Genomic DNA, 20,612 nt, shown 5'->3' with positions numbered 1-20,612 from the left:
GAAGTTGCCAACCTTATTTGAGGCCCGCCATGTTCAGCTTGGCGGGTCTATGCTGTTTGCGAGTGACCTATGCTTGAAAAGACCTATGAGCCTGCTGCCGTGGAAAGCCGCATCTACGATGCATGGCTCGAGGCAAAGGCTTTTGCGGCTGGAGCTGGTGCCAAGCCGGGAGCGGAAACCTTCACGATCGTCATTCCGCCACCCAATGTCACAGGGTCGCTCCATATCGGGCACGCGTTGAACAATACGATCCAGGATATCCTGATCCGCTTCAACCGGATGCTAAAGAAGGACGTGCTCTGGCAGCCGGGCACCGACCACGCTGGCATTGCGACGCAAATGATCGTCGAGCGCCAGCTTGCGGAAAGGCAGATGAACCGCCGTGACATGGGCCGCGATAAGTTCATCGAGCGTGTCTGGGAATGGAAGGCCGAAAGCGGCGGAACTATCATGCACCAGTTGAAGCGCCTGGGTGCTTCAGCAGACTTCTCCCGTGAACGATTCACCATGGGCCAGAATGGCGCGCCCGATGACCAGATGGTCCGCGCCGTTACCAAGGTTTTTGTCGAGCTGCACAACCGGGGCTTGATCTATCGCGCCAAGCGCCTTGTGAACTGGCATCCCGGCCTTGAGACGGCGATCTCTGATCTCGAGGTCGAGAACATCGAAGTGAAGGGCCACATGTGGCACCTACGCTATCCGCTTGCGGATGGCGTTACCTATGAGTTCCCGACCAAGGACGAAGACGGCAACGTCATTGGTACCGAAACGCGCGATTACATCATCGTCGCTACCACACGCCCCGAAACGATGTTGGGGGACGTCGCTGTTGCCGTGCATCCCGACGATGAACGTTACCAGGCGCTGGTGGGCAAGTTCGTCGAACTGCCTCTCGTTGGGCGACTCATCCCGATTGTGGCCGATGAGTATGCCGATCCAACGCTCGGCACGGGTGCGGTCAAAATCACGCCAGCGCACGACTTCAACGACTTCGAGGTTGGCGTCCGAGCTGGAGTCGACCCTATCAACGTTTTTACGACGCGCGGCGCCATCATCGATGCCGAGTTCATTCCGGCGAAGTATCGCGGGCTCGATCGGTTCGAAGCACGCAAGGTGATCGTGGCGGATTTGACGGCACTCGCCGAGGATAACCCAACACGCGGGCTCGACCATATCGAAGACAAAAAGATCATGGTGCCGCATGACGAGAAGAGCAAACTGGTCGTCATCGAGCCTTTCCTGACCGACCAATGGTGGGTCAAGGCCGATGTCCTCGCTGAGCCGGCGCTGAAGTCGGTGCGTGAGGGCCGCACCAAGTTTGTTCCGCAGCAGTACGAAAACACCTATTTCGCCTGGCTCGAAAATATCAAGCCGTGGTGCATCTCGCGCCAGCTTTGGTGGGGCCATCAGATCCCCGCTTGGTATGGCTTCGGTACGGATGAAGCGATCGGCGCCTTCAGCCTCGACGTCGAGCCGCATGCTTTCGTAGCCGCCTCTGAGAAGTATGCAGCCGAACAGGCTGTGGCTCATTACGGCGCCGACGTGATCGTGGTCGCCAATCGGGCCGCTGCCGTCGCGTTATGGACAGCGGCTCTGCAGAAGGGCGAAAAGCTGACGACCTTGCCAATCTGGCGAGACGAAGATGTGCTCGACACGTGGTTTTCGTCCGCGCTATGGCCGTTTTCGACACTCGGCTGGCCAGACGAGACGGAAGAGCTGAAGCGCTACTATCCGACCGATGTGCTGGTGACCGGCTTTGATATCATCTTCTTCTGGGTCGCCCGAATGATGATGATGGGCCTTGAGTTCCTCAGCGAGGAACCGTTCCACACGGTCTACATGCATGCTCTGGTCCGCGACGAAAAGGGCCAGAAGATGAGTAAGACCAAGGGGAACGTCATCGATCCTCTCAAGCTCGTCGACGAGTATGGCGCTGACGCGACGCGTTTCACGCTTGCGGCCATGGCTGCACAGGGACGGGATCTGAAGCTGGCGATCGGCCGTGTCGAAGGCTACCGCAATTTCGTGACCAAGCTTTGGAACGCCGCTCGCTTTCTCGAGATGAACGAGTGCCGCCGCGTTGCCGGATACGATCCAAAAACCAATAAGCTGCCGCTGAACCGCTGGATTGCAGGGTCAACAGTGCGTGCGCTCGCTGCGGTTCGCCAAGGCATCGAAGACTACAAGTTCAACGAAGCCGCAAACAATGCTTATGACTTCGTCTGGGGCACGTTCTGCGATTGGTATGTTGAGTTCGCCAAGCCCGTATTTAACGGCGAAGACGAGACTGCCAAGGCTGAAACGCGCGCCACTGCGGCTTGGGCGCTTGATCAGATTTTGATCATGCTTCATCCGATGATGCCATTCGTCACGGAAGAACTCTGGGCCGAGACGGGCAAATTCGGCGAGACGCGGAGCGATTTGCTGATCCTAACCGAATGGCCGAGCCATCAGGGTCTTGAAGACCTGGCCGCAGACGCTGAGCTGGCCTGGCTCATCGACGTGATCTCGAACGTGCGGTCCGTTCGTGCTGAAATGAATGTGCCAGCGGGCGCCAAGCTGCAGCTTGTCGTTACCGGCGCGGGCGAAGAAACGCTCCGCCGTCTCGTGGCAGGCACTTCGCTGATCACGCGCCTCGCGCGACTCGAAGAGATTTCGCCACAGAACCAGGTTCCGGGCGAGTCGGCACAGTTCGTTGTGGGCGAAGCGACTTTTGCGCTACCGCTTGCTGGCGTAATTGACCTTGAGACCGAGAAGGGGCGGCTCGAAAAAGAAGTCACCAAGCTCGACGCTGAAGTGGCCCAGATCGACAAGAAGCTTGGCAACGAGCAGTTTGTCTCAAAGGCTCCCGAGGAAGTCATCGAGGAACAAAAAGCGCGTCGTGAAACCGCCATTGACCGGCGGGAAAGGATTCTCGAAGCCCTCAAACGCCTGAGTTGAAAATGGATGAATTGCCGAAGGCGCACAGCGAGCGTGCACAGCACAATGGGCTCGTTGGCATCGGCGCAGTCCTAATCTTTGACGGTAAGGGTGGAATGATGCGGTATGAGCCGAGTGGCGCGCCACCGGTTATACCGCCTCAAGGCTTCAAGCTGATCGTTGGCAATTCCAAAGGGCCAGAGTTCAAGCTCTGGCTCCGGGGCGAACTAGGCGAGTTCAACTCTGGCCTCATCACGGCACCCAGTTCGCGGGCGCGCTGCACGGTGATGGATGACCGTGCGCTTATTATGCTACGCGTCGTGCGGCCCGGTGCGGCACCGCACGACATCGGGCGGCAGTTTCTCACCGTCTGGATTGAACGCTCGCGAGTTATCATCGCTTCGGAGCTCAATATTCTTGATTTCCTGGGGCTCAACAAATGGGAGCAGATCGCTCATGCGCCGGTCTCCCCTGCGGACTTGATCGCGCGATTGGCCCTTCGCGCCACCGATCGGTTGGAGCCGCTCATCGAGATGCTGGGCGACCGCCTTGATGAGGTCGAAGAAACCCTCATCACGCATCGCAGCGAGCGCGCGCAGGATAATCTTGAGCATTTGCGACGGAACCTGATCAACTTCCGTCGTCTGGTCTGGCCGCAGCGGGACGCTTTGACCACGCTTGAGATCGAAGATCTTTCGTTCTTTTCCGATCGTGATCGACTGCGACTGCGTGATGCCGCGATGCGTACGGCCCGGATTGGCGACGAGTTGCAGGCTCTGTCAGAGCGCGCAGTGCTCGTCCATGAAGAAATCATCGACGATCGCGCCGAGCAAATGAACCGCACAATGCTGCTGCTTGCGGCGGTCACCGTAGTCTTCTCGCCGCTTACCCTTATTACCGGGCTGCTCGGCATGAACGTGCCGGGTATTCCGCTTGCCGACTTTGGCGGCACGTTCTGGATCGTGACCGGCGTGTTGGTTTTGTTGGCCATGGGCATCTTTTGGTGGATGCGAAAAATCCGCTTGTTCTAGTGACGACTCTTCCGAGGGGAGAGTCCACTAAACTCAAATGCTTGCTTGTACCGTTTGCAACCGGGCGTAGACGCCGTTTGCCGTCATGAGAGCGTCATGGCTGCCTTCTTCGACGATGCCATCCTCGGTCAACACCAGAATGCGGTCGGCGTGTCTGACGGTCGAGAGCCGATGGGCGATGACGATTGTCGTTCGATCTTTTGCAAGACCAAGGAGGGCTTTCTGGATAGCGCGCTCACTCTCGGTATCGAGTGCGCTGGTTGCCTCGTCGAAGATCAGGATCGGTGGGTTCTTGAGGAAAGCCCGCGCTATCGTAATACGCTGCTTCTGTCCGCCCGAGAGTTTTACGCCGCGTTGACCGATATCGGTATCGTAGCCTCGGGGTAGGGCCATGATGAAATCGTGAGCGTTTGCAGCCTTGGCTGCGGCCAAGACTTCCTCCATCGAAGCGACTGGCCGGCCGTAGAGCAGATTTTCGGCGACAGTGCCGCTGAAGAGGTAAAGATCCTGCTGCACCACGCCTATTGCACGCCTCAGCGAGGCAAGTGTGAGAGTACGGACATCATGTCCGTCTATCGAAACGCTGCCTTGGTTTGCATCGTAGAACCGTGGAATCAGGCTGCATAGCGTGCTTTTTCCAACGCCAGAGGGGCCAACCAAAGCGACGAATTCGCCGGGTTTGATCGAGAGCGAAACATTGCTCAGTACTTCCCGGCAGTTTTCAGCATAACGGAAGCTGACTTTATCGAATTTGATGCGTCCCTTCACACCGGTAAGAGGCATTGAGCCTTCTTCATCGACGATATCTGGCTGCTTCTCCAGGAGCTCCATGGCGCGTACGAAGCCGGTATAGCCTTCCTGCCAAAGGCGGATGAAGTTATCGAGCCGACGTACAGGATCAACCAGAACCCCAACGCATAGCAAAAGCGTCAACAGATCGGCAGTGCTGAGATTCCCTGTCAGAATACGGAAGGCGCCAACCGTGATCACAAGAATCGTTACGATCTGGGCAAATCCATCCATGCCAACCCAGAGCATCGCCTCGCTGCGATATCCAGCCTTCCGGCTATCGAGGAAGCGCTGGTTTTCAGTGTCGAAGCGCTTGAGTTCAGCGGCCTCATTGGCGAAGGACTGAACGACGCGGATACCTGCCAAGGCGTCTTCAACGCGCTCGTTAATGGTGCCAATGCGCTCTTTCGTCGTTCGTAATGCCACGTTCATTTTGCGGTTGAAATGTAGCGCGTACGCGACCGCGAAAGGAATGATCAAGGCGATCAGCAGTGCGATGACGGGATCAATCCAGAAGAGTACCGCCATGGCTCCGGCAAACTTCAGAGTCGAAATTGCGATATCTTCTGGGCCGTGATGGAAAAGCTCGCCAAGCCACAGGGAGTCGTTGCTGATCCGGCTCATCAACTGGCCCGTGCGCTGCTGGTCGTAAAAGCTGAAGGACAGTTTTTGGCAGTGCTCGAACAGTTCCTGGCGCACCTGAGCCTCGATCTTCGCGCCCATGGCATGGCCCTGATAGTCGACGAAGAAGGTGGCGAGGGACTGCACGACGAACACGCCGAGCATCACGCCTCCAAGAAGGAGAATCTTGGACAGTGTATCGGGCTCGGCTGCCAGTTGCGGTAGACGCGAGACGATGAAGTTTGCGATCAGCGGCAGGGCTAGCGCGGTGCCCGCGACAAGCGTGGCACAAGCAAGGTCCGCAGCCAGCAAGGGCATGTGCGGCCGGTAATAAGAAAGAAAACGGCGAAAGCGCGAGCGTGCAGCGCTCGGCGCTTCAGCGGGAGAGGCAGCGTCAAGAAGACCGAAAAAAAAGGGGCTAAAGCGTTTTTTCGGGCGATGTTTCCCGGAAGAAGAAGTGGGATGCATGAACATTCATGTCCTGTTGCAGACGAAGGGCGGCAAAGCTGGACATGATCGTTTTCATCTTTATCTCCTCATTCAGGCGTGAAGCAGACTAGGCCTCGATAGAAGAGCGCGCAATAAGACGCGGGCCTGCATGAGCGCTCTGTGACGAAGTTGCAACATCGATGCGGATTCAATTCCACGATGCAACCCATCAATAATTTGGCGATGTTTCCCGCCACAATCTGCTCTTAAACGAGATGGCTAGGCATTCAGGGGCGGGTGTCGGCAGCTTTGGATCGCAGCGACAGCGCTACGTGACAGGATGGCCGCGACGCACCGAATTGCCAACAGAGGCGGACCTTCCGCTGGTTTTGGTGAGCACGTGCGCAAACGGAATGTCATTCAGTCAGAGTCTGTCTTCTCCGCAGCAAGCCTTGGTCTGGTATGCGCGGATGTGCGGACGCCTGAACGAATCCTGCCGCAAAGCGGGTTTACCAATCTTTCATACTTTGCTTCCCGTCGGCTAGCTCCAGCGTCACATTCCCCGCGGCTTATGGTTGGGCAAAATTCATTCGTAGGATCGGCCCAGAGTTTGTTGGCCAAAAGGAGTAAGATGCGGAAATTGCCGGCTTTTTCCCTGGCATCCGCGGTAACAGGTGTGGCGCTGTCGATTTTGGCAGCGGCTATTCCTGCACACGCTCAAACCGCCGCGGACGCGGCCCTTGACCTGGCCAACATGCTGGATGGGGCAGGCGGCGGCGTATCCGGTGACGCCTATCTGTCGGCGCTCGAAAATGCTGCCGAAGCCGGCCAGCCAATGGCGATGTGGCAGCTTGGAACGATGTATGAAAATGGCGAGGGCGTGGCCAAGGATCCGGTCAAGGCTTTCAGCTATTTTTCCCAAATTGCCAATCAACATGCTGATGCTGCGCCGCGTGGCGTCGAAGCCGATATTGTTGCCCAGTCGTTCGTGAAAATGGGCGACTACTACCGTCAAGGCCTGCCTGATGCCGGCATTCCGGCTGATATCGAGCGCTCCCATGCCTTGCTGCTCCACGCGGCGACCTATTTCGGCGATGCGGATGCGCAGTATCGTGTCGGGCTGTTGTACCTTCAGGACGAAGGCTTGGGCATTAATCCGCTTCAAAGTGCACGGTGGTTGTCGCTGGCAGCGCGCAAGGGTCATTGCTTGGCCCAGGCTCGGCTGGGCGACATGCTGTTCAACGGCATTGAGGGGATTGCGGCGCAGCCGGTCGAAGGCCTGATGTGGCTCAATCTTTCGCATGAGCGGTGTCAAGGGACAGCGGACCAGGCCCAGATCGACGAGATGCTCAACCGGGCGTCGTCAATTGCTAAGCCCGAGGATCGGGCGAATGCGGCTTCGCTAGCGCAGTCTATCGCCCCACAATTCGCGAATTTCTGACAAGAATGGACGCAGCTATTGGACGCTGCGTCTAGCTCACAGAGTAAAGCAGTCGCCGCCGGCGGCCTTCACGTTGGTGCAGATATTCATCGCGCTTTCGAGCGAATTTGCCGGCACCCTCACGCGATAGAAAATTCCGCGCTCGCCGAGATCAACGCGCTGCACTTCGAGGCTGGCCCCGCCAAAAAGGGGTCCATACCGATTGACAATCTGCTGCGCGGTCTGGCGGGCAGCTTCTTCCGACCGCTGAGATGACAATTGTACGTATGCAGGGGCAGGATTACCTTCCGGTGCGGTAACCGCGGCTGCCTGAACGGGTTGAGCCGATTGCTGGGGAGCGGTCGGGGCCGGCTCAGGCAGCGTCGTCGTGGCTGCAGCAGTTGTTGTCGTATTCTGCGCAGCCGGCGCAGATGGCGTGGTGACCGCGGCCTGAGGCGCGAGATTTGCCGGTCGGGAAAGCGGCACCGGAGCGGTCTTGCCCCTGATCGGATTGCCAGCCATGTCTACCGCCTGCACAGTGGAGCCTGGCGTTACGGGCGGCAAGGTCGGCGTCGCAGGCACAGACGCGGTCTGAGCGGCAGGCGTCGAAGTTGTGGCCGCGGCATTGGCGTCCGCATTTGCGATGAGCTCAGGGGTCGAAAAATCGGCCCCCGGAACATTAGGAACGGTCGGGCGATCGACAGGCAGCATGGCTGAGCCAGCGAGGCTATCGCTGCCACTGACGATTGTGCCATCTGGACGGACGGTCACCGTGCGAACCTTGCGATTGACCAACCCTTCGGTGTTGACGTCGTTGGCCGCTACAGCCGTGACCGCGTCGACGTCAGTCTGGTCGCGAGAGACGATCTGCTCATCGGCCGCTGTGTTGGCGCCGGAAATTTCGTTGAAGACAACGGACTGATTGGCTTCCGAAGCGTCAGGCGCTTCGGCGGGAACTTCCTTGGTGGGCGCTGTATCGGCCACCAGAAGCGGGGCAGGCCCTGTTGTCCCGTTGCTGCCGAGACCAAGAACCGTATAGAGCCCTACGGCCGCGACGGCCAGAAGAAGAGTAGCGACCAATGGACCGGCGATCGAGCGCCCCATACCCATGATCCTGCCACGCGGTGCGCGTTCCTTGATGTCGTCATCCATGGCCGGAAGCGTGGCCGCAATGCTGGACTCGACCCATTCCACCTTTGCCCCGCTTGTGGCGGCAGCAGCTAGGATGGCTTCCTCAATCGAGGATACATTGGCCCCGTGGCTTGGCGGTGAAACCTTTGCCGCTTCCGGCTCACGCTTTGGAATGACCGGGGTCGCAAGGCTCCGCAATGCCGGGCTTGGCGCAGGCGGATTATGCTGCACACGGGCGGCCGGTCCGATCAGACGCTCGATTTCTTCGAGAGGATCGGGAAGGGGCGCGGCGCGATGGGCCGGCGGCGGAACAAATGCGTCTTCCGTATCGCGTGAAGCGATATTAACTTCTGGTACGACGGGAGCAGGCGGCTCAGGGTGAACTTCTGGTTGAGCAGCCGGCTTGGACGCCAGTCCGAACACCGGCGGAATGCCGAAAGAATCGACATTGCGCGGCAGATCCTGTCCGGCAACTTCTTTCGGGACGTCGATCTCTTCGGTTCTGGCTTGCTCAGGCTCGAAGGTCTTTTCAGCTTCTTCGACCTTCTCAGCGACCGCCAGCTCGGCAGCGATCAAGCTCGCCAAGCTATCCTGATCGAGATCAGGCATAACGGGAGCTTCTGCAGCCGGAGCGACCTCCTGAGGTGTCACTGCAACAGGTTCTGCCGGGACAGCTACTTGCGGCTCGATGCTGCGCTCGGCTGCGGGCACGTAGGCCTGCGGCTCGACAGGTGCTTCGGCTGGAGCTGCTTTCGGCTGCTCAAAAGCAAAGACCGTAGGCTCGATATGAGCACTTTCGCCCTCCGCCTTCGGCTCAGTCTCCTGGCGCCGCGACCGATCGAAGTCGAATGAAAAGGGCGATGGAGCGTTAGTGGCCGCATCGCCAGGGATACGAACCGGCCTTATCTGAGGTTCGGCTTGGGGCTCTTTCCGTGCTGTAGGGGCTGCGGCGGCTTCACCACCAGGAATTCGAACGGGCGCAGACTCCGACTTCGGCTTGTCCTGGGCATCTTCCGCCATCAGTCGAGCCAGTTCGGCGATCAGGTCGTCCGCACTATCGTTCTGTCCTGCCATAAGTTTCGGTTTCGCTGACGTCATCAGGCAGCGCCCCTAGATTGCTGCAAAGTCCCTCCGCTTGGGAGTTTGCCGCGAGTTTTCACACCAATGCGCCCGAATTATGAAAGTTCTTCGGGTGCCGAGACGCTGAGGATACCGAGGCCGTTGCGAATTACCTGGCGCACAGCATCGACCAGAGCGAGTCTAGCAAGCGTAAGCTTTGGATCGGCAGCATTAACAAAGCGTAACGAGGCGTCGTCCTTGCCTTTAGCCCAGAAGCCATGGAAGGCAGCTGCGAGGTCGTGAACATAGAAGGCGATACGATGCGGCTCATGGGCTACCGCGGCCGCTGCGACCGTCCGCGGCCAGGCGGCGAGGAGCCGAATGAGCTCGAGATCGGCGGCGGAAGTGAGGAGCTCGACTTCCGCGACCGCGAGAGCAGCTGCGCTCGTATCGAGCCCGGGCACTTCTTCCTGCGTCTTTCGGAATACCGAGCAGGCACGTGCATGTGCATACTGCACGTAGAAGACTGGATTATCGCGCGTCTGCTCTTTGACCAAGGCAAAATCGAAATCCATCGCGGCATCGTTGCGCCGGAAAAGCAGCATGAAGCGGGTAGCGTCGGCGCCGACTTCTTCCACCACGTCGGAAAGCGTGACGAGATCGCCTGAGCGTTTCGACATCTTGAACGGCTCGCCGTTCTTGAGGAGGCGCACAAGCTGGCAGATGCGAACGTCGATATCGGCCTCGCCATGCGACACGGCCTTCACGGCAGCCTGTAGGCGTTTGACATATCCTGAGTGATCGGCCCCGAGCACGTTGACCATGTGCTTGAAGCCGCGCAGGTATTTGTTCCGGTGGTATGCGATATCAGCGGCAAAGTATGTATAGTTGCCGTCAGACTTGATCAGCGCTCGGTCGGTATCGTCGCCATAATCCTTGGCTCGGAACAGGGTCTGTTCGCGGTCTTCCCAGTCTTCTGGTGTCTTGCCCTTTGGGGCGTCGAGCCGACCCTCGTAGACCATGCCTTCCTGACGCAGCCACTCGAGGGTCGTGTCTATGTCGCCACCCTGGCCATGGAGGGTACGTTCGGAGAAAAACACGTCGTGATGAATGTTCAGTTGCGCCAAGTCCGCCCTGATCAACTCCATCATTGCCGAGAGGACGCGATCCTTCACGATCGGCATGACTTCATGCTCAGGTTTTGAAAGCAGGCTGTTGCCGAATTCCGCCTTCAGCGCCTCGCCAACGGGGACGAGATAATCGCCAGGGTAGAGGCCAGGCGGGATTTCGATCTTTTCTCCGAGAGCCTCACGGTACCGCAGCAGTGTCGACTGGGCCAGAATGGTGATCTGGCCGCCAGCGTCGTTGATGTAATATTCGCGGGTAACGTCGTAGCCGGAATAAGCCATGAGCGATGCCAGCGTGTCGCCGAAAACAGCGCCGCGCGTGTGACCGACATGCATGGGCCCAGTCGGGTTGGCTGAGACGTATTCGACGTTGACGCGCTCCCCCTTGCCGAGGTTGGACTTGCCAAAATTCTCTTTCTGCTCGGCGATGGCCCGCAGCACCTGATGGAGAATCGGCGTTGCCAGTCGGAAATTGATAAATCCAGGCCCGGCGACGTCCACCGATGTTACGTCAGCGTCTTCTTTAAAACGTTCGACAAGTGACGCAGCGACTTCCCTCGGATTCTTGCCGAGCGGCTTTGCGACAACCATGGCGGCGTTGGTGGACAGATCCCCGTGCGCCGAATCTCGCGGAGGCTCCACCACCACGCGCGAAAGCAGATCGGCGCCCAGCTCGGGGTGATCGGCAAGCAGGGCCTCGGTGACCCGTGTGGTGAAGATGGCAAAGATATCCATTACAAACCCGCTGGAAATGCTGGCAGGCGGTTAGCGGAATTCCGGGCGAGCGTCAAACAAGCGCTGATGCTCGTCAAGTGCATAGGGGTCGGTCATGCCAGCCACGAAGTCGGCAACGATGCGTGCTCTGCCTTCCGCAGTCTCTGCGGATTTCATTGCCTGAGCCCATCGGTCGGGCATGTCTGCGGTTTGCATATAGCCCTCAAAAAGACGCTCGACCACCGCTTCGCTTTCGCGAACCGGCCGCATCACAGCTTCGCTTCGATAAACCCGCGCATAAAGGACCTCTTTCAGCCCCTTCTCGGCTACAGCCATTTCCGGGGAAAATGCTACAAGAGTCCGGCCGGCACTGCGCACATCTTCGGCGCTAGCTACCCCTGAGGCCGTGATATTGGCTGCGCTCGTCCGGATCACGTCTTCGATTGCGCGTGTAATCATCCGTCGCTGAACTTCGTGGGTCTGTCTTTTCGCAACTACGCCTGGGTAGAGAGACTGCACCTCTCGAACGATTGCCCCAGCCATCGGTGCGTCGCCAAAATCATCGAGTCTGACAAGTCCGGCCCGCAAGGCATCATCGATATCGTGTGCGTTATAGGCGATGTCGTCGGCTATGGCGGCGACCTGCGCCTCGAGGCTTGCATGGCTTGAAAGCCGTAAATCGGCAACCGCTGGAATTTCCGCAAGGCCAGAAGGCAATCCCTCGCGTTCATAGCGGCCGACCGGGCGCCCGTCGCTGTCGATAAGGGGCCCGTTATGCTTGAGGATGCCTTCGAGCGTTTCCCAAGTCAGGTTGAGCCCGTCGTGTTCGGCGTAGCGGTTTTCGAGCCGCGTGACGACACGGAGCGCCTGCACGTTGTGATCAAAACCGCCAAAGGGCGTCATGACCTTATGCAGGGCGCGTTCGCCTGCATGACCAAATGGGGTATGCCCGAGATCGTGGCTAAGAGCGACGGCTTCCGCCAAATCCTCATTTAATCTCAGCGCGCGCGCGATGGAACGGGCAATCTGGCTCACTTCCAGCGTATGGGTCAGGCGGTTCCGAAAGTGCCGTCCTTCATGATGAAGGAAGACCTGGGTCTTGTGCTGCAGACGGCGGAAGGCGGTGGAATGAATGATTCGATCTCGATCGCGCTGGAATTCGGAGCGGGTTGGGCTCGGGCCAGTGCCGTACAGTCGGCCAAGCGTTTGCTCTGGCTGGCTGGCATAGGAGGCGGTTTCGCTCATCTTTTCGTTCCGGGCCTTTGCAATGGCGTCTCATGCGCCTATTTTAGTGCCAGCGTTATGACATAACGATCGACCGGACTTTCTCCATGACCGATGTTGCCCTTGCTGTTTCCCCTTCCGTGACACTCTCGGACCGCGCTGCCAAGCGTGTCTCTCGCATTCTTTCCAAGGAGCCGGCAGGCACCGTGTTACGGATTTCGGTGGCTGGGGGCGGGTGTTCGGGGTTTCAGTACGAATACAATCTCGTTCAGGAGCACGCTGCAGAGGACGACCTGGTCCTTCAAAAAGGCGACGCAACGGTGTTGATCGATTCGATGAGTCTGGAGTTCATGGGTGGTTCGGAAATCGACTTCGTCGATGATCTCGTTGGCCAATCGTTTCAAATCAAGAACCCCAACGCCGTCGCCTCCTGTGGTTGCGGCACGAGCTTTGCCGTCTAGCGTCCGCTGACCGCTCTCGCTAATCTTCTGAGGCTTCAGGAGATTGCAGCGATGGCTTCGGTTGAACTCATAGACCAGACGATTGATGACGCGATTACGGACCGACGCATTGTTGGCGCAGTGATGATGGTCAGTCATCAAGGCGATCTCGTCTACCAAAAAGCCTTCGGGATGGCGGATCGCGAAGCGCGGCGTCCGATGCAGACTGACGCCATTTTTCGGCTTTCCTCGGTCACTAAACCAATCGTGGCTGCAACGATTCTTGCGCTGGCCGATGCCGGGCTTCTTCGGCTCGACGATGCAGTCGATAGCTTCTTTCCGGAATTCAGACCCAAGCTTTCGGACGGCTCGGTCCCAAAAATTCTGATCTGGCAGCTTCTAACTCACACCTCGGGGCTCGCTGCGGGTCCTTTGCCATGGTCTGAGGGGACTAACGCGGTGCTGAGTACCATAGCGGGTCGTCCGCTGCTTTTCGCGCCTGGCACATCTTGGTCCTATGGCCCATCCATCGATGTCCTAGGTGCAATAGCTGGCAAGCTGGTCGGCGGACGTCCAGAAGACGCCTTGCGTCAGTTCGTGCTTGATCCACTTGGCATGGCCGATACCCGATTTTCGGTGACGGATCGGTCTCGCCTTGCGGTGCCCTATGGCGATGGGCCGAATGGACCTGAACGGATGAAGGACGTTCATGTGGTCAAGGCACCTTGGGGTGATGAGGTGAGATACGATCCGCCGCGCATCTTCAACCCAGATGTCTTCCAATCGGGTGGTGGTGGCATGGCCGGCTCGGCACGAGACATCATGACGTTCCTCGAAACCATGCGTCGGGGCGGAGAGGGTGTGCTGAAATCTGGAGCGGTCAGGTCAGCTCTGGCAAACCAAACGCCAAGCCTCGCCCAGGCCGTTGAGCCGGGCTGGGGGTTCAGCTTTCTCGGCGCGTGCCTCACGGATAAGGATAAAACCTCACATAGGGGCGCCCTCGGAACGAACCGCTGGGGTGGCATCTACGGCCACCACTGGGTTGTTGACCCAGCGAACGAGCTGACGATTCTTTCCATGACCAACACGGGTCTTGAGGGATCCGACGGTCGCTACCGGCACGATACGACGGACGCTATATACCGGGCTTTAGGCCTTTAAGCCTGTTGCCCTCGATCCGTCGGCGAGTAGGATGGCGGCTCTTTATCTGGAGGCTTTCATGGCCCTGCGCATCGCCACCTGGAATATCAACGGCATCAAGGCTCGCCTTGAACTGCTGCTGCGCTGGCTGGATGAGGAAAAGCCAGACATCGTTGGCCTTCAGGAAATCAAGACCGTCGACGAAGGCTTTCCGAGCGCTGAGATCGAGGCGCTCGGATACAATGTGGCAACGCATGGACAGAAAAGTTGGAACGGTGTTGCGCTTCTGTCGAAGCTCCCATTCGACGAGATAAATCGCCGCTTGCCTGGCGATGACGTCGACGAGCAATCCCGACTCATAGAAGGCGTGTTCTCGGTAGAAGGCGCGGCAATCCGTGTCTGCAACATCTATTTGCCAAACGGCAATCCGGTCGACACGGAAAAATTTCCCTACAAGCTGCGCTGGATGGATCGGCTCAACAGTTTCGTCGAAGGACGGCTCGCCCTTGAAGAGCCATTTGTGTTGATGGGTGACTTCAACCTCATCCCTGCGCCGATCGACGCACATGATCCGAGCGCTTGGTGGGGCGACGCTCTCTATCGGCCGGAAAGCCTCGAGCGGTTTCGCACTCTGACAAATCTCGGGATGAGTGACGCACTGCGCTCGATCACCGGGGAGCAGGCGTTCACCTTCTGGGACTTCCAGGCCGGTGCCTGGCGCCGGAATGCCGGCATTCGCATCGATCATCTGATGCTATCGCCGCAGGCGGCGGATCGCCTGGACGACGTTACTGTTCATAAAGATGTGCGCGGCTGGGACAAACCGAGTGACCATGTTCCGGTGGAAGGCACCTTCAGCTTTTGAGCTTTGCTTGACGCTCACGTGGCAGGCCGTCAAGAATGAAGTCAAAAGCTGGGCCGGCGGACTGGGATGAGTGCGACTGCAATCGATTGGATCGACCCCCAGGGGGAACCGCCCAGCGAGATTCTGCATGTCGACGTCGACGGTTATGAAGGCCCGCTGGATCTGCTTCTTGATATGGCGCGGCGGCAGAAAGTGGATCTGTCCTCGATCTCTATCCTGGCTCTGGCAGAGCAGTATCTGGCATTCATCGATACCGTACGCGAGCGTAGGATTGAGGTCGCGGCCGATTACTTGGTCATGGCGGCGTGGCTAGCCTATCTGAAAAGCCGGCTCATGGTGCCGCAGGCGCCCGATGATGATGAACCTTCGGGCGAAATGCTTGCTGCTATGCTGCAGTTTCGCCTCAGGCGTCTCGAAGCCATGCGGCTCGCCGCCAGCCGACTCTTTTCGCGTTCGAGGCTTGGCCTTCAGGTTTTTGGGCGCGGAGCTCCGGAGCCGCTTGAAATTTCTCGCCGCTCGATCTGGGAGGCCAGCTATTACGAATTGCTCAAGGCCTATACCGCGCAACGCGAACGCGGAATTGTCACTGAATACCGCCCCCACACGCGCACAGTGTGGGCACTGCAAGACGCGAGAGATATTTTGCAACGGCTGATAGGCGACAGCGCCGAATGGGTCGCGATGGAAACCTACCTGTCGCATTATCTCGCGCGACCAGATGAGCGCGCCACCGTCCGTGCCTCTACTTTTGCCTCAAGTCTCGAGCTTGTCCGGCAAGGTGAGATCGAAGTGCGGCAGACGGAAACGTTCGGCCCTATCTATCTGCGTCGGCGGAGTGACAAGCGGTGAGTGTTGACGAACCCAACGAAATTCGCGAGCGGCAATTGCGTATTCTTGAAGCGCTTCTCTTTGCCAGTGCCGAGCCGCTTTCACTTCCTGAAATGGCGCCATATCTAGGGCAGGGGCCCGACGTTCGCTCGCTGGTCGACGAGTTGCAAACTCGTTACGCTTCTCGCGGGATAAATCTCGTCCGCCGCGGCGACCGCTGGGCCTTTCGCACGGCTGAAGATCTGGGTTTTCTCTTGCGACGTGAAGAACAAGAAACCCGGCCGCTATCCCGCGCCGCCCTCGAAACACTGGCTATCATTGCCTATCATCAGCCGAGCACGCGCGCCGAGATAGAGGAAATTCGCGGTGTGGCGACGGGTAAGGGAACGCTGGACCTTCTCATGGAAGCGGGCTGGGTCCGCATGCGAGGTCGCCGGCGAACGCCTGGGCGCCCGGTGACATACGGGACCACCGAGGCGTTCCTCGACCATTTCGGACTTGAAAGACTGTCCGATCTTCCCGGACTCGATGAACTCAAAGGTTCCGGACTTTTATCGTCCCAGATTCCAGCTTCTATGCAGATACCGTTGCCTTTCGATGGCTCTTTGCGGGATGACGAAGACCCCATCGATCCAGATGATGATGGCGATAGCGAGCGCGCTGAAGATGAATGAGCTTGCACAGGTGGCGCATTCGTGAGGGCAGAAAACCAACACGTTCTTGTGTTTGGCCGCGATTGAACCTATTTCTCGCTTTATCTATGGGGTGTAACGCGCTCTGGAAGCCTAGGGAGACAAAATTATGCACGCGCCATCCATTTGGGGCATTCTCGTCGTAGCCGTCGTCGTCGTTCTGTTGTTCGGCCGTGGCAAGATTTCCGGTATGATGGGCGAAGTCGCCTCCGGCATCAAAGCCTTCCAGAAAGGCATGCGCGACGACGACAAGCCAGTCGAACGCGTTGCTACGACTTCGGAAGTCGACGCGCGAGAGACCGAGCGCAAGGACGTCTGATCCATTTCGCCTGACTTTGCGGCCATTGGCCGCGCTCGGAGACTACCCCTATGCTCGGCTTAGGCTGGACAGAGATGCTGGTGATCGGCGTCGTTGCGCTGATCGTCATCGGCCCAAAAGACTTGCCGGTTGTCATGGGACGGGTCGGCAAGTTCGTTGGCCAGATCCGCCGCATGGGCAACGAGTTCCAGCGTGAGATCAATCGCACGACCGGGCTCGACGAAGTTCGCAACCTGCGCAATTCGATCACGTCGCCACTGAAAAAAACTGCTGAAGAGATCCGCAGGGAATTCAATACGATGACGCCGACCGGCCCAAAGCCGAGCGGTGCGATCAAACCAGCCGACCCTCAGTCAGAGAGCGTTGTGGACGAACTCCGCACCGCCGCCGGCATGCCGCCAAGGCCAAAAACCAACGAGGAACTGGTCGCCGAATACGGCTTCAAGCCAACTGAGTTGCCCCCGGTCACGCCCGCTCCCGTCAAAGCGGCGCAAGTTACCCCTCCTGAACCAGCTGCAGCTGCGCCGACGGCCCCTGTCACGACGGCTGATCTTCCGCCCGTGGAGGTCATCAAGGCATCTAAGCCTGTAGCCAAGAAGCCGGCGGTAAAGCGGACAGTCGTCAAGCCGGATGGCGAGAAGGTCGTCGAAGTCGACGCAAAGCCGGTTAAAAAGCCGCGAGCTCCGAAGGCTACAACGACCGTTTCGGTCGAAGGAGCGCCTGCGCCTGCGAAAAAGCCCCGAGCGCCCCGAAAGAAGCCGGATGAACCGGCAGGAACAAATTAAAAATGGTCGACGCCAAGCCCCAGCTCGAAGACAAGAGCAAGCCTGAAGTCGAAGATGAGCTCGCCGGTAGCGAAGCTCCATTGCTCGAGCATTTGATCGAGCTCCGCAAGCGGCTCATTTACAGCGCCGTTGCCATCATTGTCCTGATGATGGGGTGTTTCCTTATCTCGAAGAATATTTTCGATATTCTTCTCGGACCTTATCGTGGCGTCTACGCCAACGATCCGACCCACAAGATCGAACTCATCTACACCGCGCCACAGGAACTGTTCTTCACAGAACTGAACCTAGCCTTTTTCGGTGCCATCTTCCTCGGCTTTCCCTTCATCGCCACGCAGATCTACCTGTTTGTGGCGCCGGGTCTCTACAAGCATGAGCGCAAGGCGCTTGTGCCTTATCTCATCGCTACGCCAGTCTTCTTCATTCTCGGCGCGCTGATGGTTTATTTCACCGTTCTGCCTATGGCCCTGCACTTCTTTGCTAGCATGCAGACGGAAGAAATTACCCTCATGCCACGCGTTTCCGAATATCTCGGCTTCGCGATGACATTGATCCTTGCTTTCGGCATCTGCTTCCAGTTGCCGGTGGTGCTGACGCTCCTCGCGCAGATCGACCTCGTCAATGTCGATATGCTGAAAAAGGGCCGTCGTTATGCGATTGTGGGGATCTTGGTGGTTGCTGCGCTGATCACGCCGCCTGATCCGATTTCCCAGATCGGGCTTGCCCTGCCCATGTACGGGCTTTACGAACTGGCGATCCTGTCTGTTCGGATGGTGCAGAAGCGGCGTGAAGCAAAGCTTGCGGCCGAAGAAGCCGAGCTTTCCGGTTCATCTACCGAGTAACTGCACCGCGTGTTCCCGCGGATGCAGACCGTTCTGCTCCGTGGCGCTGGCAGGCGTGCCCGGGGTTGCAAGACCAAGGGCCTGCGTCAAACCAGAGGCGGGCTGCGGCCCGTGTGACCGATGTTCGATATCAAGTGGATCAGAGCCAACGCCGAAACCTTCGACGCTGCCATTTCGCGGCGCAAGAATGTTTCCGTGCGGTCTTCCGATCTTCTCGCTATCGACGACCGGCGCCGCGAAATCATCGTCCGGCTCAATGAAGCGCAGGAAAAGCGTAATGCGCTATCCAAGCAGATCGGTCAGGCCAAGGCCCAGAAAGACGAAGCCAAGGCCCAGGAGCTGATGGCAGAAGTCAGCCGCCTCAAGGATTTCATCCCGACAGGTGAGGCGGAAGAACGGGCTGTTGAAGCGGAACTGCGCAGCGCGCTTTCGGTCATTCCTAACCTGGCGCTCGACGAGGTGCCGCAAGGCGATGATGAGCACGACAATGTCGAATATTTCGGCCCGAACGGCACATCAGCCACAGCTGCCAAGCAGCGCCCGCCAAAGCCCACTTTGAGCTTTGCGCCCAAGGAGCATTTTGAGATCGGCGTTGCCGAGAACAATATGGACTTCGAGGTCGCTGCAAAATTGTCGGGTAGTCGCTTTGTGGTCCTCAAGGGACAACTGGCGCGGCTTGAGCGCGCCATTGGACAGTTCATGCTCGATCTGCACACGACCGAGCATGGATATCTCGAGGTGCAACCGCCGCTACTCGTACGCGATGACGCGCTCTTTGGTACCAACCAGCTCCCGAAGTTTGAAGAAGATCTGTTCTTCACGTCCCACGGCGACTCGCGTCTTGCCTTGATCCCCACGGCCGAGGTGCCCCTCACGAACCTTGTTCGCGAGTCGATTTTGTCCGAGGAAGAACTGCCACTGCGGTTTGCTGCCCTGACGCCTTGTTTCCGCTCTGAGGCGGGCTCGGCTGGCCGGGACACGCGCGGAATGCTGCGGCAGCACCAGTTCAACAAGGTCGAGATGGTGTCGATCACGACGCCGGAAGAATCGATCGATGAGCACGAGCGCATGCTCGCTTGCGCGGAGACGGTATTGCAGCGGCTCGGTCTTCATTATCGCGTTATGACGCTTTGCACGGGCGACATGGGTTTCGGGGCCCGTAAGACATATGACATCGAGGTGTGGCTGCCGGGCCAGGCTACCTATCGCGAAATCTCGTCCGTTTCGGTCTGTGGAGATTTCCAGGCCCGCCGCATGGAGGCGCGATATCGGCCGTCTGGCGAAAAGCAGGCGCCACGCTATGTACACACGCTCAACGGCTCCGGCACGGCAGTTGGGCGTTGCCTGATTGCCGTTATGGAAAATTATCAGCAAGAGGATGGCTCCGTGCTGATTCCGGAGGCACTGCGTCCGTATATGGGTGGTTGGACCTCGATCGGCGGAAAGTAGAGTCATGCGCATCCTCATCACTAACGACGATGGTGTGGATGCGCCTGGCATCGCCATCATGGCCGATATCGCGCGCGCTCTTTCCGACGACGTCTGGATTGTTGCGCCGGACGGAAACCAATCGGGGGCAGGGCACAGATTTACGCTTGGCCGTGAATTGGCGCTTGAGCAGCGTGGGTCTCGCCGCTTTGCGGTAGTCGGCGGATCACCTGCCGACTGTGTTGTAGCAGGTATGACCCATATTCTGGGCGATCACCCGGCCGATCTCGTCCTTTCCGGCGTCAATGCCGGGCAGAACCTTGGCGACATCGTTCATTGTTCCGGTACAGCCGCCGGCGCACGGGAAGGCGCGCTGCAAGGCGCGATCGGCATCGCCATGAGCCAGGCGATTGACTACGAAAAGAGCCCCAACATCGATTGGGCGTCGTCAATCCACCACGGGGCCGATGTTGTCAGCGCGATACTGAAGGCCAAAGGTAACCATGACGTCTTTTACAACGTCAATTTCCCAGCCTGTGCACCCGAGGACGTCACGGGAATCGCAGCTGTCCCCCATCAACGATTCTCGCGGTCCGCCTTTCGTTATTATCCGAGCGACAACAGCGGCGGGTTTTACGTTGCGATTCCAGAGACGCCAAAGCCGCTTGATCCCAAAGCGGATTTCGAGGTGTTGCGCAGCCAATATTGCATCACCGTGACCCCCTTCGCCTTGCAGCAGACGGAACCCTCGGCCATCAGCCAGCTCTCCGGCCTGGTTTTGTTCCCAGCCGAACGATCTTAACCTTACC

General features: G+C 58.5%; 17 protein-coding genes. 13 read left to right on the top strand and 4 right to left on the bottom strand.

Annotated features, from left to right (window positions below; translation table 11 throughout):
* Positions 1-69 precede the first annotated feature (69 nt).
* Both VW35_RS04620 and VW35_RS04615 read left to right on the top strand, forming a co-directional pair.
* Positions 70-2,940: a valine--tRNA ligase gene (locus VW35_RS04620; protein WP_046141861.1), complete on the top strand. Its 2,871-nt coding sequence runs from the start codon at positions 70-72 to the stop codon at positions 2,938-2,940.
* A 2-nt stretch (positions 2,941-2,942) separates the two neighbouring features.
* A complete protein-coding gene (locus VW35_RS04615) occupies positions 2,943-3,950 on the top strand; it encodes a CorA family divalent cation transporter (protein WP_052951496.1) in 1,008 nt (335 codons plus the stop codon).
* 33 nt (positions 3,951-3,983) lie between these two features.
* Here the strand turns inward: VW35_RS04615 and VW35_RS04610 are convergent, their stop codons facing one another.
* Entirely contained in the window at positions 3,984-5,828 is a 1,845-nt protein-coding gene (locus VW35_RS04610) for an ABC transporter ATP-binding protein (RefSeq protein ID WP_046142480.1), read from the bottom strand.
* 592 nt (positions 5,829-6,420) lie between these two features.
* On the opposite strand from VW35_RS04610, the gene VW35_RS04605 reads away from it, so the two are divergent.
* Entirely contained in the window at positions 6,421-7,230 is an 810-nt protein-coding gene (locus VW35_RS04605) for a tetratricopeptide repeat protein (RefSeq protein WP_161796857.1), read from the top strand.
* Positions 7,231-7,266: 36 nt separating this feature from the next.
* Here the strand turns inward: VW35_RS04605 and VW35_RS04600 are convergent, their stop codons facing one another.
* From VW35_RS04600 to VW35_RS04590, 3 genes are all read right to left on the bottom strand, one after another.
* Positions 7,267-9,438 (bottom strand): SPOR domain-containing protein, encoded by a 2,172-nt coding sequence (locus tag VW35_RS04600; protein ID WP_046141859.1) that lies wholly within the window; start codon positions 9,436-9,438, stop codon positions 7,267-7,269.
* 77 nt (positions 9,439-9,515) lie between these two features.
* The gene (argS, locus tag VW35_RS04595) at positions 9,516-11,261 is read right to left on the bottom strand and encodes an arginine--tRNA ligase (protein ID WP_046141858.1); all 1,746 of its coding nucleotides are present in this window, start codon (positions 11,259-11,261) and stop codon (positions 9,516-9,518) included.
* Positions 11,262-11,291: 30 nt separating this feature from the next.
* Positions 11,292-12,485: a deoxyguanosinetriphosphate triphosphohydrolase gene (locus VW35_RS04590; protein ID WP_046141857.1), complete on the bottom strand. Its 1,194-nt coding sequence runs from the start codon at positions 12,483-12,485 to the stop codon at positions 11,292-11,294.
* Between the two features lie 86 nt (positions 12,486-12,571).
* Here VW35_RS04590 and VW35_RS04585 point away from each other — a divergent pair, with 86 nt between their 5' ends.
* From VW35_RS04585 to surE, 10 genes are all read left to right on the top strand, one after another.
* Positions 12,572-12,925, top strand: coding sequence for a HesB/IscA family protein (locus VW35_RS04585; protein WP_046141856.1), 354 nt, complete (start codon positions 12,572-12,574; stop codon positions 12,923-12,925).
* 51 nt (positions 12,926-12,976) lie between these two features.
* A complete protein-coding gene (locus VW35_RS04580; protein WP_046141855.1) occupies positions 12,977-14,065 on the top strand; it encodes a serine hydrolase domain-containing protein in 1,089 nt (362 codons plus the stop codon).
* A 64-nt stretch (positions 14,066-14,129) separates the two neighbouring features.
* Entirely contained in the window at positions 14,130-14,909 is a 780-nt protein-coding gene (gene xth, locus VW35_RS04575) for an exodeoxyribonuclease III (protein WP_046142479.1), read from the top strand.
* Positions 14,910-14,975: 66 nt separating this feature from the next.
* The gene (locus tag VW35_RS04570) at positions 14,976-15,758 is read left to right on the top strand and encodes a segregation and condensation protein A (RefSeq protein WP_046141854.1); all 783 of its coding nucleotides are present in this window, start codon (positions 14,976-14,978) and stop codon (positions 15,756-15,758) included.
* On the top strand, positions 15,755-16,411 hold the full coding sequence (scpB, locus tag VW35_RS04565; protein WP_046141853.1) for an SMC-Scp complex subunit ScpB: 657 nt from the start codon (positions 15,755-15,757) through the stop codon (positions 16,409-16,411). The genes VW35_RS04570 and scpB overlap by 4 nt, the downstream gene beginning before the upstream one ends.
* 127 nt (positions 16,412-16,538) lie before the next feature.
* Positions 16,539-16,748: a twin-arginine translocase TatA/TatE family subunit gene (locus VW35_RS04560; RefSeq protein ID WP_046141852.1), complete on the top strand. Its 210-nt coding sequence runs from the start codon at positions 16,539-16,541 to the stop codon at positions 16,746-16,748.
* A gap of 50 nt (positions 16,749-16,798) precedes the next feature.
* Positions 16,799-17,533 (top strand): Sec-independent protein translocase protein TatB, encoded by a 735-nt coding sequence (tatB, locus tag VW35_RS20420; protein WP_052951495.1) that lies wholly within the window; start codon positions 16,799-16,801, stop codon positions 17,531-17,533.
* A 2-nt stretch (positions 17,534-17,535) separates the two neighbouring features.
* Positions 17,536-18,375: a twin-arginine translocase subunit TatC gene (tatC, locus tag VW35_RS04550; protein WP_046141851.1), complete on the top strand. Its 840-nt coding sequence runs from the start codon at positions 17,536-17,538 to the stop codon at positions 18,373-18,375.
* A gap of 120 nt (positions 18,376-18,495) precedes the next feature.
* On the top strand, positions 18,496-19,824 hold the full coding sequence (gene serS, locus VW35_RS04545; RefSeq protein WP_046141850.1) for a serine--tRNA ligase: 1,329 nt from the start codon (positions 18,496-18,498) through the stop codon (positions 19,822-19,824).
* Between the two features lie 4 nt (positions 19,825-19,828).
* On the top strand, positions 19,829-20,605 hold the full coding sequence (surE, locus tag VW35_RS04540; RefSeq protein ID WP_046141849.1) for a 5'/3'-nucleotidase SurE: 777 nt from the start codon (positions 19,829-19,831) through the stop codon (positions 20,603-20,605).
* The last annotated feature ends 7 nt before the right edge of the window (positions 20,606-20,612 follow it).

Origin of the sequence: Devosia soli (genome assembly GCF_000970455.1) — a bacterium.
Classification (GTDB): domain Bacteria; phylum Pseudomonadota; class Alphaproteobacteria; order Rhizobiales; family Devosiaceae; genus Devosia; species Devosia soli.
Note: the sequence above shows the minus strand (reverse complement) of the source record. Positions and strands in the feature narration are given on the sequence as shown.

What these genes read in the sequence shown, in the direction of transcription:
- VW35_RS04570 (WP_046141854.1), top strand. Translation starts at nt 14,976, where the DNA reads ATGAGTGCGACTGCAATCGATTGGATCGACCCCCAGGGGGAACCGCCC.
- VW35_RS04605 (WP_161796857.1), top strand. Translation starts at nt 6,421, where the DNA reads ATGCGGAAATTGCCGGCTTTTTCCCTGGCATCCGCGGTAACAGGTGTG.
- tatB (WP_052951495.1), top strand. Translation starts at nt 16,799, where the DNA reads ATGCTCGGCTTAGGCTGGACAGAGATGCTGGTGATCGGCGTCGTTGCG.
- VW35_RS04600 (WP_046141859.1), bottom strand. Translation starts at nt 9,438, where the DNA reads ATGACGTCAGCGAAACCGAAACTTATGGCAGGACAGAACGATAGTGCG.
- VW35_RS04615 (WP_052951496.1), top strand. Translation starts at nt 2,943, where the DNA reads ATGGATGAATTGCCGAAGGCGCACAGCGAGCGTGCACAGCACAATGGG.
- argS (WP_046141858.1), bottom strand. Translation starts at nt 11,261, where the DNA reads ATGGATATCTTTGCCATCTTCACCACACGGGTCACCGAGGCCCTGCTT.
- serS (WP_046141850.1), top strand. Translation starts at nt 18,496, where the DNA reads ATGTTCGATATCAAGTGGATCAGAGCCAACGCCGAAACCTTCGACGCT.
- VW35_RS04585 (WP_046141856.1), top strand. Translation starts at nt 12,572, where the DNA reads ATGACCGATGTTGCCCTTGCTGTTTCCCCTTCCGTGACACTCTCGGAC.
- VW35_RS04620 (WP_046141861.1), top strand. Translation starts at nt 70, where the DNA reads ATGCTTGAAAAGACCTATGAGCCTGCTGCCGTGGAAAGCCGCATCTAC.
- VW35_RS04590 (WP_046141857.1), bottom strand. Translation starts at nt 12,485, where the DNA reads ATGAGCGAAACCGCCTCCTATGCCAGCCAGCCAGAGCAAACGCTTGGC.
- tatC (WP_046141851.1), top strand. Translation starts at nt 17,536, where the DNA reads ATGGTCGACGCCAAGCCCCAGCTCGAAGACAAGAGCAAGCCTGAAGTC.
- VW35_RS04560 (WP_046141852.1), top strand. Translation starts at nt 16,539, where the DNA reads ATGCACGCGCCATCCATTTGGGGCATTCTCGTCGTAGCCGTCGTCGTC.
- VW35_RS04580 (WP_046141855.1), top strand. Translation starts at nt 12,977, where the DNA reads ATGGCTTCGGTTGAACTCATAGACCAGACGATTGATGACGCGATTACG.
- surE (WP_046141849.1), top strand. Translation starts at nt 19,829, where the DNA reads ATGCGCATCCTCATCACTAACGACGATGGTGTGGATGCGCCTGGCATC.
- VW35_RS04610 (WP_046142480.1), bottom strand. Translation starts at nt 5,828, where the DNA reads ATGCATCCCACTTCTTCTTCCGGGAAACATCGCCCGAAAAAACGCTTT.